13 protein-coding genes, 1 tRNA gene and 1 pseudogene are annotated in these 17,007 nt (G+C 65.0%); 10 read left to right on the top strand and 5 right to left on the bottom strand.

Annotated features, from left to right (window positions below):
- The first annotated feature begins 24 nt into the window (after nt 1-24).
- Entirely contained in the window at nt 25-600 is a 576-nt protein-coding gene (locus tag AC5WJ1_RS04470) for a TMEM165/GDT1 family protein (protein WP_133094130.1), read from the top strand.
- Nucleotides 601-870: 270 nt separating this feature from the next.
- On the opposite strand, the gene AC5WJ1_RS04465 is transcribed toward AC5WJ1_RS04470, so the two are convergent.
- Both AC5WJ1_RS04465 and uraH read right to left on the bottom strand, forming a co-directional pair.
- Nucleotides 871-2,076: a urate hydroxylase PuuD gene (locus AC5WJ1_RS04465; RefSeq protein ID WP_135704863.1), complete on the bottom strand. Its 1,206-nt coding sequence runs from the start codon at nt 2,074-2,076 to the stop codon at nt 871-873.
- Between the two features lie 31 nt (nt 2,077-2,107).
- Entirely contained in the window at nt 2,108-2,461 is a 354-nt protein-coding gene (uraH, locus tag AC5WJ1_RS04460; RefSeq protein WP_029044808.1) for a hydroxyisourate hydrolase, read from the bottom strand.
- A gap of 310 nt (nt 2,462-2,771) precedes the next feature.
- Between uraH and AC5WJ1_RS04455 the strand changes: the two genes are divergently transcribed.
- The 6 genes from AC5WJ1_RS04455 to AC5WJ1_RS04430 all read left to right on the top strand — a co-directional run bounded on the left by AC5WJ1_RS04455 (nt 2,772) and on the right by AC5WJ1_RS04430 (nt 8,464).
- Nucleotides 2,772-3,539, top strand: a complete 768-nt coding sequence (locus AC5WJ1_RS04455) for a GntR family transcriptional regulator (RefSeq protein WP_133094127.1) — start codon at nt 2,772-2,774, stop codon at nt 3,537-3,539.
- Between the two features lie 194 nt (nt 3,540-3,733).
- A complete protein-coding gene (locus tag AC5WJ1_RS04450) occupies nt 3,734-5,140 on the top strand; it encodes a nucleobase:cation symporter-2 family protein (RefSeq protein ID WP_133094126.1) in 1,407 nt (468 codons plus the stop codon).
- A 110-nt stretch (nt 5,141-5,250) separates the two neighbouring features.
- A complete protein-coding gene (gene puuE, locus AC5WJ1_RS04445; RefSeq protein WP_195428154.1) occupies nt 5,251-6,195 on the top strand; it encodes an allantoinase PuuE in 945 nt (314 codons plus the stop codon).
- A gap of 12 nt (nt 6,196-6,207) precedes the next feature.
- Complete coding sequence (gene uraD / locus AC5WJ1_RS04440) at nt 6,208-6,726, top strand: 2-oxo-4-hydroxy-4-carboxy-5-ureidoimidazoline decarboxylase (protein ID WP_135704861.1); 519 nt, start codon at nt 6,208-6,210, stop codon at nt 6,724-6,726.
- A 185-nt stretch (nt 6,727-6,911) separates the two neighbouring features.
- Nucleotides 6,912-7,979, top strand: a complete 1,068-nt coding sequence (locus tag AC5WJ1_RS04435; protein WP_133094123.1) for a porin — start codon at nt 6,912-6,914, stop codon at nt 7,977-7,979.
- A 239-nt stretch (nt 7,980-8,218) separates the two neighbouring features.
- Nucleotides 8,219-8,464, top strand: a complete 246-nt coding sequence (locus AC5WJ1_RS04430; RefSeq protein ID WP_135704860.1) for a hypothetical protein — start codon at nt 8,219-8,221, stop codon at nt 8,462-8,464.
- 120 nt (nt 8,465-8,584) lie between these two features.
- Here AC5WJ1_RS04430 and AC5WJ1_RS04425 read toward each other — a convergent pair whose 3' ends face one another.
- Together AC5WJ1_RS04425 and AC5WJ1_RS04420 are read right to left on the bottom strand one after the other, a co-directional pair.
- A complete protein-coding gene (locus AC5WJ1_RS04425; RefSeq protein ID WP_133094121.1) occupies nt 8,585-10,906 on the bottom strand; it encodes an NADP-dependent malic enzyme in 2,322 nt (773 codons plus the stop codon).
- Nucleotides 10,907-11,213: 307 nt separating this feature from the next.
- A complete protein-coding gene (locus tag AC5WJ1_RS04420) occupies nt 11,214-11,870 on the bottom strand; it encodes a DUF4136 domain-containing protein (RefSeq protein WP_255519756.1) in 657 nt (218 codons plus the stop codon).
- Between the two features lie 253 nt (nt 11,871-12,123).
- On the opposite strand from AC5WJ1_RS04420, the gene pepN reads away from it, so the two are divergent.
- The 3 genes from pepN to AC5WJ1_RS04405 all read left to right on the top strand — a co-directional run bounded on the left by pepN (nt 12,124) and on the right by AC5WJ1_RS04405 (nt 16,209).
- Nucleotides 12,124-14,838: an aminopeptidase N gene (gene pepN / locus AC5WJ1_RS04415; protein ID WP_135704859.1), complete on the top strand. Its 2,715-nt coding sequence runs from the start codon at nt 12,124-12,126 to the stop codon at nt 14,836-14,838.
- A 96-nt stretch (nt 14,839-14,934) separates the two neighbouring features.
- Nucleotides 14,935-15,951 carry a class 1 fructose-bisphosphatase gene (locus AC5WJ1_RS04410; RefSeq protein WP_133094119.1) on the top strand — a complete coding sequence of 339 codons (1,017 nt, stop codon included), beginning with the start codon at nt 14,935-14,937 and terminating at the stop codon, nt 15,949-15,951.
- A gap of 182 nt (nt 15,952-16,133) precedes the next feature.
- A tRNA-Thr gene (locus tag AC5WJ1_RS04405) sits at nt 16,134-16,209 on the top strand.
- A gap of 463 nt (nt 16,210-16,672) precedes the next feature.
- Here the strand turns inward: AC5WJ1_RS04405 and AC5WJ1_RS04400 are convergent.
- Nucleotides 16,673-17,005 (bottom strand): annotated as a pseudogene (locus AC5WJ1_RS04400) (MgtC/SapB family protein); the annotation flags it as partial.
- Between the last annotated feature and the right edge of the window lie 2 nt (nt 17,006-17,007).

The raw sequence follows: 17,007 nt of genomic DNA, 5'->3' as shown, positions 1-17,007 counted from the left end.
GGCCTGGTTATCCCACATAACAACATGGAAGCCTTCCTCGTCTCCACAGGCATCGTCGCCCTTGCTGAAATGGGCGACAAGACGCAACTGCTGTCGCTGGTCCTGGCCGCGCGCTATCGCAAGCCCCTCCCCATCATCCTTGGCATCCTGATTGCCACGCTCGTCAACCACGGCTTTGCCGGCGCGCTTGGCGGATGGATCACGCATGTGGTCGGAGAAAACCTGCTGCGCTGGATCCTGGGCCTGGGCTTTATCGCGATGGGCGCATGGATGCTGATTCCCGACAAGCTCGACGATGCCGAGCAGGCCAAGCCGGTGAAGGGCGCGCTTGGCATCCTGGCTACCACCATCGTTGCGTTCTTCTTCGCCGAGATGGGTGACAAGACGCAGATCGCCACCGTTGCCCTGGCGGCGCGCTTCAGCGATGCGGTGGTGGCCGTGGTCGCCGGCACGACCTTCGGCATGATGATCGCCAATGCGCCTGCTGTTCTGCTGGGGGACAAGTTTGCCAACAAGATGCCGATTGGGCTGGTGCATAAGATTGCGGCCGCGATCTTCGTGGTGCTGGGCGTGCTGGCGCTGATGAATATTGGAGGTTGATTTCGGGGGTGGGTCGCTGTTGGTGACAGCAACGCATCAACAGCCGATAGCATGTCGCCAACTGCACCAGCAGTGCACACCCCCAACCCTATGATCACATCGCGGCGAAAGCAAAAAAAACGGGACACAAAGGCCCCGTTCAAACCCTCGCCGGTCCGGTACTAACGACTGCCGACAACTCAGCCCTCCAGACCGTCGATCACCGATGCTCGGATTTCGCGGGCCGGCTCGGCAAGAGCCAGCCCCAATGCTTTTCAACTCAAACCACGATCAATTCGTAGTCTTCGCCCCGCCTTCGAACCACTGCCCCAGCAGCGCACGTTCGTCGTCGGTAATCTGCGTCACGTTGCCCAGCGGCATCGCCTTCTGCTGCACGGCCTGCTGGTAGATCAGCTGGGCGTGGGCCTTGATGTCTTCTGGCGTCTCCAGCTTGATCCCCTTGGCCGCCGTCGGCATCATCTTCGGCTGCTCGGCGTGGCATTGCACGCAGCGTGCGTTCATCACTTCCTGCACCTTGGCAAAGCTGACGGTCGCTGCGGCTGCCTCGCCACCCTTGGCCACGGCGGGGCGCGGCTGCGGCGCGATCATCACGGCCACAACGCCCAGCGCGGCAACGCCGGCAGCAGGCCACAGCACGTTGATCTTGCCCTTGTGCTTCAAGATGAAGAACTGGCGGATCAGCACGCCCGACAGCATGATCAGGATCAGCACCACCCAGTTGTACTTGTGGGCGTAGGTCATGCTGTAGTGGTTTGACAGCATCGCGAACAGCACCGGCAGCGTGAAGTAGGTGTTGTGCACGCTGCGCTGCTTGCCACGCTTGCCGTGGATCGGGTCCACCGGCTGGCCGGCCTTCAGTGCTGCCACCACCTTGCGCTGGCCCGGGATGATCCATGCCAGCACGTTCGCGCTCATGATCGTCGCGATCATCGCGCCGGTCAGCAGGAACGCCGCGCGGCCCGAGAAGACGTGGCATGCGACGTAAGCGGCCGCCGCGATGTAGATCGCCACCAGGATGCCGACCAGTCGGTCATTCTTGTTGAACAGGCGGCAGATGCTGTCATAGACGATCCAGCCGATCAGCAGGTACGACACCGCGAAGCCGACCGCCGCGCCAGGCGACATGTCGAACACATTCTTGTCGATCAGGAACGTGCTGGCGTTGAACAGGTACAGCACCACCAGCAGCGCGAAGCCGCTCATCCAGGTCGAGTACGACTCCCAGTAGAACCAGTGCAGGTTCTCCGGCAGCTGCTTGGGCGCGGTCAGGTACTTCTGCGGGTTGTAGAAGCCGCCGCCGTGCACGGCCCACAGTTCGCCGTCGACGCCTTTTTCTTTCAGGTCGGGCGCGGTGGGCTTGGTCAGGCTGTTGTCCAGCCACACGAAATAGAACGAAGAGCCGATCCATGCAATGGCGGTGATGACGTGCACCCACCGCAGCAGCATATTGGCCCAGTCGAGGATATAGCCTTCCATGTCTTGTCTCCTGTTTCCCTATGCCACCGCGTCAGCTGCCGCGGTAGGTCGAGTACGACCAGGGCGAAACCAGGAGCGGCACGTGGTAGTGCGCGTTGACGTCGGCAATGCCGAAGCGCAGGGGCACCACGTCCAGGAAAGCCGGCTCGGGCAGCTTCGTGCCCTGTGCGCGGAAATAGTCGCCCGCGGCGAATTCCAGTTCGTACACGCCGGCGGCAAGGTCGGCGCCTTCCAGCAGCGGCTGGTCGCAGCGGCCGTCGTGGTTGGTGACCACGGTCTTCAGGGTTTCGCGGCGATTGTCGACAATTTTATGGAGAGTAATCGACATCCCTTGTCCGGGCGTGCCGGCAGCGGTGTCAAGAACATGGGTGGTCAAGCGTCCCATCGTATTTGTCCTTTTGCGATTGGGTTGTGAGGGGCGCCGCTGCCTTCACTAGCACCATTTGTGGGATGGTGCCCGCTCGGTACGTCTGGTAACGCATCCCGGCGCTGGGTTGGTGCGTGGCGACAATGCGCCTGCCCGACCCGGTTGACAACTCCGGGATTACCCTGAGTTGTCGAAAACCTGAGTTGGTTTTGTTGACAATATTGCCGTCCCAACCAAATAATTGTCAACAATTTTCGGATCACCGGACCCTGATACAGGGCATTACGGGGGTCCGGACCGACCTGATTGCATGACCGCTGGTGCCAAGATGTCCAAGAGCCTGAAGCTGATTGCCGGTGTCACCGGCGTTTCCGATGCCGACCCAGCCGGGTCCCTGCCCACCAGGCCGGACAAGCCCGCGCGCAAGGGCTCGGTCGAAGAGCGCATGTACCACGAGATCTACGACGCGATCATGGAGCACCGGCTGCCGCCGCGCACCAAGCTCACCGAGCATTCGCTTTGCGAGATCTATGCCACCGCGCGCCACACCGTGCGCAAGGTGCTGTCGCACCTGGCCGCCGACGGCATGGTCGACCTCGAGCCCAACCGCGGCGCCTTTATCGCCAGCCCCTCCACCGACGAAGCGCACGACATGTTCGAGCTGCGCCAGATGCTGGAGCGCGCGGTGCTGGAAAAGCTCGCCGGCATGCCCGACGTGAAGGCCGTGATCGCGCCGCTGCGCAAGATGGTCGCCAGCGAGCGCCAGGCCTTCCTGACGCACGACCGCCCCAAATGGATCCGCCTGTCCGCCGAATTCCACACGGCGCTGGCGGAGCTGTCGGGCAACGCCCTGCTGGTCAATATGATGCGCCGGCTGGTGTCGCGCACCACGCTGATGATCGCCAGCGTGGAAGCCCCGGGCAACAACGCCTGCTCGTTCGACGAACACGAGGAAATCCTCGATGCACTGGAACAGGGCGATGCCGCGCTGGCCCAGTCGCGCATGGCGCACCACCTCGGCGCCTGCGCCGACCGCGTGCAGCCGGACGAGCCGGGCAGCTTCGATCTTCGCAGCGTGCTAGGCCGCTCCACCTAGCACGGTGTTCCCGCCACGCCCCCGCAAGAAGCAGGCCGAACGCCCGCCGTCCGCACCGCGCCCAGGCAGTGCAAACGAGAGCGCAGCAGCGGCAGGCCGACAACAACGATAGCAAGGCCGGCAACACGCATTGCCGGCACAGAACTGGCACGGGCGTGGCGTTCCCATCAAACCAAAGGAGAGGAGACGCACCAATGAATTCCGCAAGCACCACGGTCCCGACGGACCTCACCAACGAGCGTTTGCCTTCAGGGCGCCTGCTCGCGCTTGGTTTGCAGCACGTTCTGGTGATGTACGCCGGCACGGTTGCCGTACCGCTGATCGTCGGCGGCGCGCTCAAGCTGCCCAAGGACCAGCTGGCCTTCCTGATCAACGCGGACCTCTTCGCCGCGGGCCTGGCCACGCTGATCCAGGCCATCGGCTTCTGGAAATTCGGCATCCGCCTGCCGGTGATGATGGGCGTGACCTTTGCCTCGGTGGCGCCGATGATCGCCATCGGCACCGATCCCAACGTCGGCCTGCTCGGCATCTACGGCGCGGTGATCGCCTCCGGGATCTTCGGCATCCTGATTTCGCCGATGATGGGGCGCATGCTCGGATTATTCCCGCCGGTGGTGACCGGCACGGTGATCACGCTGATCGGCGTGTCGCTGATGCGCGTCGGCATCAACTGGGCGGCCGGCGGCCAGCCCACCACGCGCGCGGTGATCGACGGCGTGGCCAAGGAAGTGCCCAACCTCGCCTACGGCGACCTGACCAACCTCGGCATCGCCGGGCTGACGCTGGTGACCATCCTGCTGCTGACCAAGTACGGCCGCGGCCTGGTCGCCAACTGCGCGGTGCTGCTGGGCATCATCATCGGCACGCTGGTGGCGATGGGCATGGGCAAGGTGTCGTTCGAAGGCCTGGATGAAGCCAGCTTTGTCGCCGTCATCACGCCGCTGCACTTCGGCATCCCGACCTTCGAGGTGACCGCGATCCTGTCGATGTGCATCGTCATGCTGATCACGCTGGTGGAATCGACCGGCATGTTCCTGGCGCTGTCGGACATCACCGGCAAGAAGCTGAGCAACGACGACCTGACCCGCGGCCTGCGCGCCGATGGCCTGGGCACCGTGATCGGCGGCATCTTCAACACCTTCCCGTACACCTCGTTCTCGCAGAACGTGGGCCTGGTCACCGTGACCGGCGTGCGCTCGCGCTACGTGGCGGCTGCCGGCGGCATCATCCTGATCGCCTTCGGCCTGTTTCCCAAGATGGCCCACGTGGTGGCCTCGGTGCCGCAGTTCGTGCTGGGCGGCGCCGGCATCGTGATGTTCGGCATGGTCGCCGCCACCGGCATCCGCATCCTGGGCTCGTGCGATTTCAACCGCAACCGCCACAACCTGTTCATCGTCGCCATCTCGATCGGCTTCGGCATGATCCCGACGCTGGCACCGACGTTCTTCCAGTACCTGCCCAAGTGGACCGGCCCCTTCACCCATAGCGGCATCGTGCTCGGCACGATCGTGGCCGTGGCGCTGAACCTGTTCTACAACGGCATCCAGTCGCGCGAGGAAGCGATGCGCAACGCCGCCGCCAATTCGCACGGCACCGAGTAGCGGTTATATCGAAGTACGCCACCGGGCCAGTGACTGGCACGCTCATTGCACAGTCGACGGCGCTTGCGGGCGCCGCGGCCCGGACGGTTCCCCTGAAGCAAGCAACGACCATGACAACAGAGAACTATCCACGCGATCTCATCGGTTACGGCGCCCGGCCGCCGCACGCCCGCTGGCCGGGCGGCGCGCGCATCGCCGTGCAGTTCGTGCTCAACTACGAAGAAGGCGGCGAGAACTGCGTGCTGCACGGCGACGCCGCCTCCGAGCAGTTCCTCTCCGAGATCGTCGGCGCCGCGGCCTACCCCGACCGCCACATGAGCATGGAGGGCATCTATGAATACGGCTCGCGCGCGGGCGTCTGGCGCATCCTGCGCGAGTTCGAGAAGCGGGGCCTGCCGCTGACCATCTTCGGCGTGTCGATGGCGCTGCAGCGCCATGCCGAACTGACGCGCGCCTTCGTCGAGCTGGGCCACGAGATCGCCTGCCACGGCTGGCGCTGGATCCACTACCAGAACATCGACGAGGCCACCGAGCGCGAGCACATGCGCATCGGCATGCAGATCATCAAGGAGCTGACCGGCGAGCTACCGCTGGGCTGGTACACCGGCCGCGACAGCCCCAACACGCGCCGGCTTGTAGTCGAGCACGGCGGCTTGCTGTACGACTCCGACTACTACGGCGACGACCTGCCCTTCTGGACCGAGGTGGAAGTCACCGGCGGCGAGAGGAAGCCGCACCTGGTGGTGCCGTACACGCTGGACTCGAACGACATGCGCTTTGCCACGCCGCAGGGCTTCAACACCGGCGAGCAGTTCTTCCAGTACCTGAAGGATTCGTTCGACGTCCTCTACGAGGAAGGCGATCCCGCAGGACAGGACAGCCCCAAGATGCTGTCGATCGGCATGCACTGCCGGCTGCTCGGCCGCCCCGGCCGCTTCCGCGCGCTGCAGCGCTTCCTCGACTATATGCAGGGCCATGACAAGGTGTGGATCTGCCGCCGTGTCGACATCGCCCGCCACTGGGCCGAGACCCACCCCTACACGCCCGCCAAGTAACCCGGATCCAGCATGAGCCACACCTACACCCTCGCCCAACTCAACACCATGCCTGTCGCGGAATTCGTGCAGGTGCTGGGCGGCATCTATGAACATTCGCCGTGGTTCGCCGAGGCCGCCGCCGCGCAACGCCCCTTTGCCGATGCCGCCGCGCTGGCGCAGGCGCTGCGCAGCGCCGTGGATGAAGCCGGCGAGGCCGCGCAGCTGAAGCTGGTGCGCGCCCACCCCGAGCTTGCCGGCAAGGCCGCGGTGCGCGGCGAGCTGACTGCCGAGTCCACGCGCGAGCAAAGCGGCGCCGGCCTGAACCTGTGCACGCCGGAAGAGTTCGATCGCCTGCAGGCGCTCAACGCCGCATACAACCAGAAGTTCGGCTTTCCGTTCATCCTCGCCGTGCGTGGCTACGACCGCCACGGGATCATCGCGGAGTTCGCGCGCCGCGTAGAAAACTCGCCGAAAGACGAGTTGCAAACTTGCATCAACCAGATCCATCGCATTGCGCAGTTCCGTCTTGACGACTTAGTATCCGCCTGAGAAAAAAAGCGTCACCTGTATAACAAAAAACGCTGTACCCGATGCCGCCGGTCCCCAAGCAACACCACACCACACCGAGCCAAAGCCAGGCGGCACGAATAAAAGCACAAAGACATTAAAAGAACCCGACAGGGACCCAGTACACAACGTTCCAAGCAGGATCCAGAAACCACGGAGGTCTAAACATGCAGAAGCAGTACAAGCCGGCAATGAAGCTGGCAGCGGTAGCGGCTACCCTTCTTTCCGGCACGGCCATGGCCCAGTCCAGCGTGACGCTGTACGGCCAGGCCGACATGTTCGTCGGTGCGGTCAAGAGCCCGGGTGTGGGCGAGCGCGCATGGGTCGCCAATTCGGGCGGGATGCAGACGTCTTACTGGGGTATCAAGGGCACCGAGGACCTGGGTGGCGGCACCAAGGCCATCTTCGACCTGAACGGCTTCTTCCGTACCGACAGCGGCAACAGCGGGCGCTTCAACGGCGACTCGATGTTCAGCCGCAACGCCTTTGTCGGCCTGCAGAACGACAAGGCCGGCACCATCAAGCTGGGCCGCAACACCACGCCATACTTCGTGTCGACCATCCTGTTCAACCCGCTGATCGACTCGTACGTGTTCTCGCCGACGATCTTCCACACCTACTTCGGCGCGACCAGCGGCGCGGTGGTGGATCCGGGCGTCATCGGCGACTCGGGCTGGAACAACTCAGTGCTGTACTCAACGCCGAATTTCGGCGGCCTGACCGCCAACTTCATCTATGCCTTCGGCGAGCAAGCCGGCGCCGCCGGCAAGAACAAGTGGGGCGGCAACCTGATGTACTTCAGCGGCCCGTTCGCGGCCACCGTTGCCTACCAGCAGGTGCGCTTCGACAACGTGCCGACCGACCTGTCCAATGCCGGCCTGTCGCGCCAGGACGCCGCCCAGATCGGCCTGTCCTACGACTTCAACGTGGTCAAGCTGTTCGCGCAGGGCCAGTACATCAAGACCCGCGCCACCACCGCGCCGTCGGGCGACACCAAGCACATCGACGGCCAGTTTGGTGCCTCCGTACCCATCGGCGCCGGCAGCCTGCTGGCCTCCTACGCATACGGCAAGGTCGACAACTCGCTGGGCGACTTCAAGCGCAACACCTTCGCGGTCGCCTACGACTACAACCTGTCCAAGCGTACCGACGTGTACGCCGCCTATTACTACGACAAGATCACCGGCATCGAGCACGGCGATACCTTCGGCGTGGGCGTGCGCCACAAGTTCTGATGGCGTAATCGCCGCACCGGCAGTCCTGATGCCCGCCCTTCCGGCGGGCTTTTTATTGCACCTGCACCAATCACTTCCGGCAGGAAAGCCTCACGGAATGCTGCGCTGCGCCATTAGATGCCAAGCCTGTACTCGGATCGGAAACCTTCGCTCCATAGGGGGATTCAATTGGAAGCGCCCTCTTGCGCTACCTAGATTGGTGTTCCAGGCCTCAAAACTCGATCCTAGAGAGGTGACTCATGCGGCGAAATGCGAAGACGCGATCCGAACTGATGGCCATCCTGAACCAGTGCCTCGACAACAACCCCGAGTGCGGCGAATGCGAGCTGCACGCGGTGCGAATGCACCAGCCTGACCATACCGGATGCAACTGGAGCGCCGAGGTCGATTTTCGACAGGAATACGTCGAAAACCTCGACAGCCAGCTGGCCGCGGCCAAGTCCATCATCGTGGTCATGCGCGAGCATTACAACGTGCTGCAGTAGCCACCGCACCGAATGCCTTGCCGCACGTGTCGTGCGGCAAGGCAGCATAAACAAAAAGCCGGGTCAGATGGCCCGGCTTTTTCATCCTGGCGCAACGCCAGCAGCTACCTTCTCAGCGCATCAGCGGATAGCATTGCACTCCGCCACCGCCACCGCCGTCATGTTGACGATGCGGCGCGTGGTCGCCTGCGGGTTCAGGATGTGCACCGGCTTGGCCGCGCCCAGCAGGATCGGGCCCACGGTCACGCCCTGCCCGCCCGTGATCTTGAGCAGGTTGAACGCGATATTGGCGGCGTCCAGCGTCGGCATCACCAGCAGGTTGGCGCTGCCGGCCAGCTGGGTCGACGGCAGGAAGTGGCGGCGCACGTCTTCGTCCAGGGCGGCATCGCCTTGCATCTCGCCTTCCACTTCCAGGTGCGGTGCCGCCTTGGCCAGGATCGCGGCAGCCTCGCGCATCTTGCGCGCCGACGGGCGGGTCGAAGAACCGAACATCGAGTGCGACATCAGCGCGGCCTTGGGATGCAGCCCGAAGCGCCTGATCTCCTCGGCGGCCAGCTGCGCGATCGCGGCCAGTTCCTCGGCGGTGGGATCGTCATTGACGAAGGTGTCGGTGATGAACAGCGTATGCTTTTCAAGCATCAGCGCGTTCATCGCGGCGAACACCCTGGCACCCGGCGCCAGGCCGATCACGTCGCGCACATGCTCCAGGTGCGCCTCGAAGCGGCCGACGGTGCCGCACAGCAGCGCGTCGGCGTCGCCCATGTGCATCAGCATGGTGCCGATCAGCGTGTTGGAGCGGCGCAGCGCCACCTTGGCCATGTCCGGCGTGACGCCGTCGCGGCCGCGCAGCGCGTGGTAGGCCTCGTGGTAGGCGCGGTAGCGCGGGTCTTCTTCCGGGTTGACCAGATCGAAGTCCACGCCCGGCTTCAGGCGCAGGCCGGCCTTCTCGATGCGCATCTGGATCACGTGCGGACGGCCGATCAGGGTCGGGCGTGCCAGCCCTTCGTCGACCACGCCCTGCACCGCGCGCAGCACGCGCTCCTCCTCGCCCTCGGCATAGGCGACGCGCTTGGGCGCGGCCTTGGCGGCCGAGAACACCGGCTTCATGATCAGGCCGGTGTGGTAGACGTAGGTCGACAGCTGCTGGCGATAGGCTTCCAGATCCTGGATCGGACGCGTGGCCACGCCGGACTCTTCAGCGGCCTTGGCCACCGCCGGCGCGATCTTCTCGATCAGGCGCTGGTCGAACGGCGTCGGGATGATGTAGTCGGGGCCGAACTTCAGCTCGCGGCCACCGTAGGCGGCGGCCACGGCCTCGTTCAGCTCGGCTTCGGCCAGATCGGCGATCGCCTTCACGCAGGCCAGCTTCATCGCTTCCGTGATCTTGGTCGCGCCGCAATCGAGCGCGCCGCGGAAGATATACGGGAAGCACAGCACGTTGTTGACCTGGTTCGGATAGTCCGAACGGCCGGTCGCGATGATGCAGTCCGGGCGCGCGGCCTTGGCCACTTCCGGGCGGATTTCCGGCTCGGGGTTGGCCAGCGCCAGGATGATGGGCTTGTCGGCCATGGTCTTGACCATGTCGCCGGTCAGCACGCCGGCGGTCGAGCAGCCCAGGAAGACGTCCGCGCCCTTGACGATGTCAGCCAGCGTGCGCGCCGAGGTGTCCTGCGCGTAGCGGGCCTTGTTGGCTTCCATGTTGGCGTCGCGGCCAACGTAGATCACGCCCTTGGAGTCCACCACGGAGATGTTCTCGCGCTTCACGCCAAGGCTGACCATGGTGTCAAGGCAGGCGATCGCCGCGGCGCCGGCGCCCGACACCGCCATCTTCACGGTGCCGACGTCCTTGCCCACCACCTTCAGGCCATTGAGCAGCGCCGCCGTCGAAATGATGGCCGTGCCGTGCTGGTCATCATGGAAGACGGGGATGTTCATGCGCTCGCGCAGCTTCTGCTCGATATAGAAGCATTCCGGCGCCTTGATGTCTTCCAGGTTCACGCCGCCAAGCGTGGGTTCCAGCGCGGCGACGATCTCGACGATCTTGTCCGGGTCGCGTGCATCCAGCTCGATGTCGAACACGTCGATGCCGGCGAACTTCTTGAACAGGCAGCCCTTGCCCTCCATCACCGGCTTGCCGGCCAGCGGGCCGATGTCGCCCAGGCCCAGCACGGCGGTGCCGTTGGTCACCACGGCCACCAGGTTGGCGCGCGAGGTGTATTCGGCGGCGGTAGCGGGATCCTTGGCGATTTCCTCGCAGGCGTACGCGACGCCCGGCGAGTAGGCCAGCGACAGGTCGCGCTGGTTGGACAGCGCCTTGGTCGCCGTTACCTGGATCTTTCCCTTGGTGGGACTGCGGTGGTATTCCAGTGCAGCGAGGCGCAGTTGCGCTTCAGGACTGTTCGGGGCATGTTGCGGTGCATCACCGCTGTTCTGGCTGCTCATTGGCTCGTCCGGAAAATGGCCCGGCCGGAAGCGCCCTTCTCCCGCCATGATTCGTATCGGCCGCAATCGGGAGAAGGACCGGAAGCGAAAAAACATCTGGCAGCGAAACTGACGATCCCGACCACGAAGGCTCGGAAAAATCGAGCAGTCATTCTAGCCCACGGCTTCGTGCAAAGTGCCACCAAAGCCAGTCCGGAAGCCGTTTTTTGGTCGGAATGTTCCAGTTAAACAGCTTTTACCAATGGGTATGCAATGAACGTGCAGAAGCATGCCTCTGCACGCAATTGCACGCAGCTCGGTTTTTGCGCTATTTCTGCGGCTTTTCGACTTCCAGCGTGACCCGCCGCGGCCGCCCGCTGTCCCCCGGAAAGTCCGCGAAGGCGCTGCGGATCAGGTATGGCATCGTCGCCGGCAGGCTGCCGTTCTCGGTCTGGTTCTGCGCCGTGACCTGGTAGACCCGCTTGCCGCTGGCAGCGTCCCTGAAATAGACGCGCAGGTTAGAGAACAGCACCGGCACGTCGCGCACCACCGTCTGCGGCGGCCAGTAGCCCGGTCCCCACGGGCCCCACGGCCCCCATGGACCCCACGGGCGGTAATAGCCGGGCCCCCAGTACGGCCCCCAATAGGGCCCCCACGGGCCATACCAGGGATCGGGATAGACCGTCTCGGCCACGCGCACGATGCCGGGCGCGGCGTCGTAATCCATGCTGATGCGGTAGCGCGCCTGCTTCTCCGGCACCTGTTCGTAGCCGGCGTCGTACAGCGCCTCGGCCAGCCATTGCTCGTAGGTCTGGCGGTCCAGCTGGCCCGCCTGCTCCGGCGTGCGCTCGAAGCTGTAGGTGCGCGGCGCATCGTTCTGCCAGCCGGGCTGCCGGAAAGCGGTGACATCGGTCACCACGGTACTGGCGCAGCCCGACAGCAGCAGCGCCAGTAGCGCCAGCGCCCAGAGGCCCGGGATTCCCATGGACCAGGCATTTTTTCTTTTTTCATCGCCGACACCGCCTGAGCGCCGCCACATAGCTACCTCGCTTTCCACTCTCAAAATCGTCCTGCGTGTCGCTGAGACCACGCGGCGCCGGCGGAATTCCCGCTTGCCCGGGCGCGGCTGCTGACAATGAACCCCCACCCCCTTGGCTACAATGAGGACTTCGGCGCCATGCTTCGCCCGCACGCGCATGGCACCCTCCCCAACGGTCTTCCGAAGACAGGATCCCTCCATGCTGCGCACCGACACGCCCGTTACCGTCTATCGCAAGGACTATACCGCGCCCCCGTTCGCCATCGACCATGCCGACCTGGTGCTCGATCTCGATCCCCAGCGCACCGTCGTCACCAGCACGCTGCGTTTCGCGCGCCAGCCCGGCGGGGCCGCCGACGCGCCGCTGGTGCTGTGCGGCGACGAACTCGAACTGGTCGGCGTCAGCCTGGACGGCAAGCCGGTGGCCAACGCCACCCAGGACGCCGGCACGCTGACCATCCCGGGGCTGCCCGCGCAAGGCTCGCTCGAGATCACGACCGCGTGCCAGCCCGCGGCCAATACCACGCTGTCGGGCCTGTACGTGTCCAACGGCAACTTCTTCACCCAGTGCGAGGCCGAGGGCTTCCGCCGCATCACCTACTTCCTCGACCGCCCGGACGTGATGGCGACCTTCCGCGTCACGCTGCGCGCCCGTCGCGACGCCTACCCGGTGCTGCTGTCCAACGGCAACCTGGTCAGCAAGCAGGACCTGCCCGACGGCCGCCACGAAGCCGTGTGGGAAGACCCGTTCCGCAAGCCGTCGTACCTGTTCGCGCTGGTGGCCGGCAAGCTGGAATGCATCGAGGAGCGGATCCAGTCCGCCTCCGGCAAGGACAAGCTGCTGCAGGTCTGGGTCGAGGCGCGCGACCTGGACAAGACCCGCCACGCGATGGACTCGCTGGTGCATTCGATCCGCTGGGATGAACAGCGCTTCGGGCTGGAACTCGATCTCGACCGCTTCATGATCGTCGCCGTCGGCGACTTCAACATGGGCGCGATGGAGAACAAGGGCCTGAACATCTTCAACACCAAGTACGTGCTGGCCAATGCGGAAACCGCCACCGACACGGACTTCGCCAATATCGAGGCGGTGGTCGGCCACGAATACTTCCACAACTGGACCGGCAACCGCGTGACCTGCCGCGACTGGTTCCAGCTGTCGCTGAAGGAAGGCCTGACCGTGTTCCGCGACCAGGAATTCTCCGCCGACATGATGGGCTCGGAATCGGGCCGCGCGGTCAAGCGCATCGAGGACGTGCGCGTGCTGCGCCAGGTGCAGTTCCCCGAGGACGCCGGTCCGATGGCACACCCGGTTCGCCCCGACAGCTACGAAGAGATCAACAACTTCTACACCGTCACGGTGTACGAGAAAGGCGCCGAGGTTGTGCGCATGTACCAGACCTTGCTGGGCCGCGACGGCTTCCGCAAGGGCATGGACCTGTACTTCCAGCGCCACGACGGCCAGGCCGTCACCTGCGACGACTTCCGTGCGGCGATGGCCGATGCCAATGGCCGTGACCTGGCGCAGTTCGGCCTGTGGTACAGCCAGGCCGGCACGCCGGTGGTGACCGCGCGCACCGCGTGGAACGCCGACGACGGCAGCCTGGCGCTGACGCTGACGCAGCGCTGCCCCAAGGTCGGCATCGAGACCCGCGCCGGCACGCCCGAGAAGCAGCCCTTCCACATCCCGTTCGCGCTCGGCCTGCTCGGCGCCGACGGCAAGGACCTGCCGCTGCAGCTCGAGGGCGAAGGCGCGCCCGGCGCGACCACTCGCGTGCTCGACTTCACGCAGGCCGAGCAGACCTTCCGCTTCATCAACCTCCCGCGCGGGACCGAAGCGCCGCTGCCCTCGCTGCTGCGCAATTTCTCCGCACCGGTGATCGTCGATGCCGAGTACACCGACGCGCAGCTGACCTTCCTGCTGGCGCACGACAGCGACGCCTTCAACCGCTGGGAAGCCGGCCAGCGCCTGGCCACGCGCGCGCTGCTGCAGCTGGTCGCCGACGTGCAGGCCGGCCGCGAGCTCAGGCTCGACCCGGCGCTGGTGCAGGCCATGCGCGCGGTGCTGACCGACGACACGCTCAACCCCGCCTTCCGCGAGCAGGCGCTGGTGCTGCCCGCCGAGGCCTACCTGGCCGAGCGCATGGGCGTGGCCGATCCGGCCGCCATCCACCGCGCCCGCCAGTTCATGCGCGAAGGCCTGGCCCGCGCGCTCAAGGCCGACTGGCTGGCCGCCTACGAGGCCAACGCCACGCCCGGCCCCTACTCGCCGGATGCTGCCTCCGCCGCCAGGCGCGCGCTGCGCAACCTGGCGCTCGGCTATTTGGCCGACAGCGGCGACGCCGACATGCACGCGCTGGCCGACCAGCAGTACCAGGCCGCCGACAACATGACCGACCGCTTCGCCGCGCTGTCGGCGCTGGTCAACAGCTTCGCGCCCGGGCGCGAGCATGCCCTCACCGATTTCTACGAGCGCTTCGAGGACGACCCGCTGGTGATCGACAAATGGTTCTCGCTGCAGGGCATGCAGCGCGGCAGCGTGGGGAAACAGCCGGGCGGTCCGCACGCCGGCAAGCGCACCATCGACACCGTGCTCAGGCTGATGGAGCATCCGGCGTTCAACCTGCGCAACCCCAACCGCGCGCGCTCGCTGATTTTCAGCTTCTGCTCCGGCAACCCGGCGCAGTTCCATGCCGAGGACGGCTCGGGCTACCGCTTCTGGGCCGACCAGGTACTGGCGCTCGACGCCATCAACCCGCAGGTGGCCGCACGGCTGGCGCGGGTGATGGACCGCTGGCAGAAATACGAGCTGACGCTGCGCGACCGCATGCGCGCCGAACTGGAGCGCGTCGCCGCCAGCACCACGCTGTCGCGCGACGTCCGGGAGATCGTCGGCAAGGCGCTGGCCGCCTGAACCACGGAGTATGTCAGGGAGGCCCCGCAACGCCCCCTTTGCCCGGCCAGGGCCGGCCGGGCATGTAGAATTGCGGCCATCCAAGGAGAACCAACCATGACTCGCATCAGCCTCACCCGCTACCTGGTCGAGGAGCAGCGCAAGCACAACACGATCCAGCCCGAACTGCGGCTGCTGATCGAAGTGGTCGCGCGCGCCTGCAAGGCCATTTCCAACGCCGTCAACAAGGGCGCGCTCGCCGGCGTGCTCGGCTCGGCCGGCACCGGCAACGTGCAGGGCGAAACCCAGCAGAAGCTGGACGTGATCGCCAATGAAGTGCTGCTCGACGCCAACGAGTGGGGCGGCCACCTCGCCGCGATGGCGTCGGAGGAAATGGAATCGTTCTACGAGATTCCCAACCGCTATCCGAAGGGCGAATACCTGCTGCTGTTCGATCCGCTCGACGGCTCGTCCAACATCGACGTCAACGTGTCGATCGGCACCATCTTCTCGGTGCTGCACATGCCCAAGCCCGGCCAGACCGTGACCGAGGCCGACTTCCTGCAGCCGGGCACCCACCAGGTCGCCGCCGGCTACGCCGTGTACGGTCCGCAGACCACGCTGGTGCTGACCGTCGGCAACGGCGTGCACGTGTTCACGCTGGACCGCGAGGCCGGCAGCTTCGTGCTGACGCAGTCCAACCTGATGATTCCGGAAGACACCAAGGAATTCGCCATCAACATGTCGAACATGCGCCACTGGGCCCCGCCAGTGCGCAAGTACATCGACGAATGCCTGGCCGGCGACGAAGGCCCGCGCGGCAAGAACTTCAACATGCGCTGGATCGCCTCGATGGTCGCCGACGTGCACCGCATCCTGACCCGCGGTGGCGTGTTCATGTATCCGTGGGACAAGCGCGAGCCGGAAAAGGCCGGCAAGCTGCGCCTGATGTATGAAGCCAACCCGATGGCGATGCTGGTCGAGCAGGCTGGCGGTGCCGCCACCAACGGCCAGATCCGCCTCATGGACGTGCAGCCGGAAAAGCTGCACCAGCGCGTGTCGGTGATCCTGGGCTCGAAGAACGAAGTGGAACGCGTCACCCGCTACCATCACGAAGCCGAAGGCAAGGCCTGAGCCTCGCCACCCGGCAACAAGACGGGGCGCCAGCTGGCGCCCCGTTTTTCATCCGCCTCCCGCAAGCGGAGCAGGCGCCGCCTGGACGGTAGACGGCGGATGACACAGGCGACACAAAGGGCTTCCCAAGCCGTAAAAACACTGCTAGTATTGCGGGCTGTTCCAGTTCACCGGAACTTGTTGCCGAAGTAGCTCAGTCGGTAGAGCAGCTCATTCGTAATGAGAAGGTCGGGGGTTCGATTCCTCTCTTCGGCACCAATCAAATCAAGCACTTAGCCCAGCCCGCCCGGTTGGGCTTTGTTGTTTCTGGGCAGCGTGTAGCCAGCAGGCTGCGGTTATTCTGCGCTGCCTGAAGCCGATGCCGAGGGCGTGGCATCGGCAAGAACGTGCGTGGCCACCCAAAGCCAGCCACTTGTCGTCGACCGACGCCTCCACGAGCCGGCTCTGGCCGCTTACGTCAGGTCTCTTCCAACAGTACTTTGGCATCTTGCCAGTCAACGGTATCGAACCCTTCGGTGAAGGTGTCATGAATACCGGCCAGGATGGTGCAGTTCGGCCGCGAAGATCAGGCTCATGGCAAGGGCGAACGGATCAGAGGCCTTGCTGGCCAGCGCCAGCGCTTTCTCGCTGCGCACGCACGCCTGGTCCGGAAAACCAAGAAACCAGAGCGTCCAGCTTAACGTGCTCCGCATATGGAGGGCGAGGTTAGGCGCATGACGCAGAGGCCCCGGATGGTCATGCCGTCCTTCATGATGCCCCCCGCGCAAAGGAAGCCGACGCCGGTGACGACCCCCTGCACAATACGTGTCGGGTCTGCCTGGGCGTGCGCTGCAGCACCGCCGTACCACAGCGCCGGGTAGCCGACGAACACCGTCAATGCCGTCGACGCCATGCACACGAGGCCGTAAGTGCGCATGCCAGCGGCCCGGCCGTTGTACGAGCGCTCGTAGCCAACCAGCATTCCCAGCAGCAACGCGCCCGCCAGGTTCAATCCGATGAACGCGTTGGCGGCGAGAAAGCTACCGCTCCAATAGTGCTGCAGATCTCCGATCATGG

Source organism: Cupriavidus sp. MEYA8 (assembly GCF_059278825.1).
Note: the sequence above shows the minus strand (reverse complement) of the source record. Positions and strands in the feature narration are given on the sequence as shown.

Bases quoted from the DNA above. Each gene is read 5' to 3' on its own strand.
- AC5WJ1_RS04470 (WP_133094130.1), top strand. From the start codon at position 25: ATGGAAGCCTTCCTCGTCTCCACAGGCATCGTCGCCCTTGCTGAAATG.
- AC5WJ1_RS04465 (WP_135704863.1), bottom strand. From the start codon at position 2,076: ATGGAAGGCTATATCCTCGACTGGGCCAATATGCTGCTGCGGTGGGTG.
- uraH (WP_029044808.1), bottom strand. From the start codon at position 2,461: ATGGGACGCTTGACCACCCATGTTCTTGACACCGCTGCCGGCACGCCC.
- AC5WJ1_RS04455 (WP_133094127.1), top strand. From the start codon at position 2,772: ATGTCCAAGAGCCTGAAGCTGATTGCCGGTGTCACCGGCGTTTCCGAT.
- AC5WJ1_RS04450 (WP_133094126.1), top strand. From the start codon at position 3,734: ATGAATTCCGCAAGCACCACGGTCCCGACGGACCTCACCAACGAGCGT.
- puuE (WP_195428154.1), top strand. From the start codon at position 5,251: ATGACAACAGAGAACTATCCACGCGATCTCATCGGTTACGGCGCCCGG.
- uraD (WP_135704861.1), top strand. From the start codon at position 6,208: ATGAGCCACACCTACACCCTCGCCCAACTCAACACCATGCCTGTCGCG.
- AC5WJ1_RS04435 (WP_133094123.1), top strand. From the start codon at position 6,912: ATGCAGAAGCAGTACAAGCCGGCAATGAAGCTGGCAGCGGTAGCGGCT.
- AC5WJ1_RS04430 (WP_135704860.1), top strand. From the start codon at position 8,219: ATGCGGCGAAATGCGAAGACGCGATCCGAACTGATGGCCATCCTGAAC.
- AC5WJ1_RS04425 (WP_133094121.1), bottom strand. From the start codon at position 10,906: ATGAGCAGCCAGAACAGCGGTGATGCACCGCAACATGCCCCGAACAGT.
- AC5WJ1_RS04420 (WP_255519756.1), bottom strand. From the start codon at position 11,870: ATGGGAATCCCGGGCCTCTGGGCGCTGGCGCTACTGGCGCTGCTGCTG.
- pepN (WP_135704859.1), top strand. From the start codon at position 12,124: ATGCTGCGCACCGACACGCCCGTTACCGTCTATCGCAAGGACTATACC.
- AC5WJ1_RS04410 (WP_133094119.1), top strand. From the start codon at position 14,935: ATGACTCGCATCAGCCTCACCCGCTACCTGGTCGAGGAGCAGCGCAAG.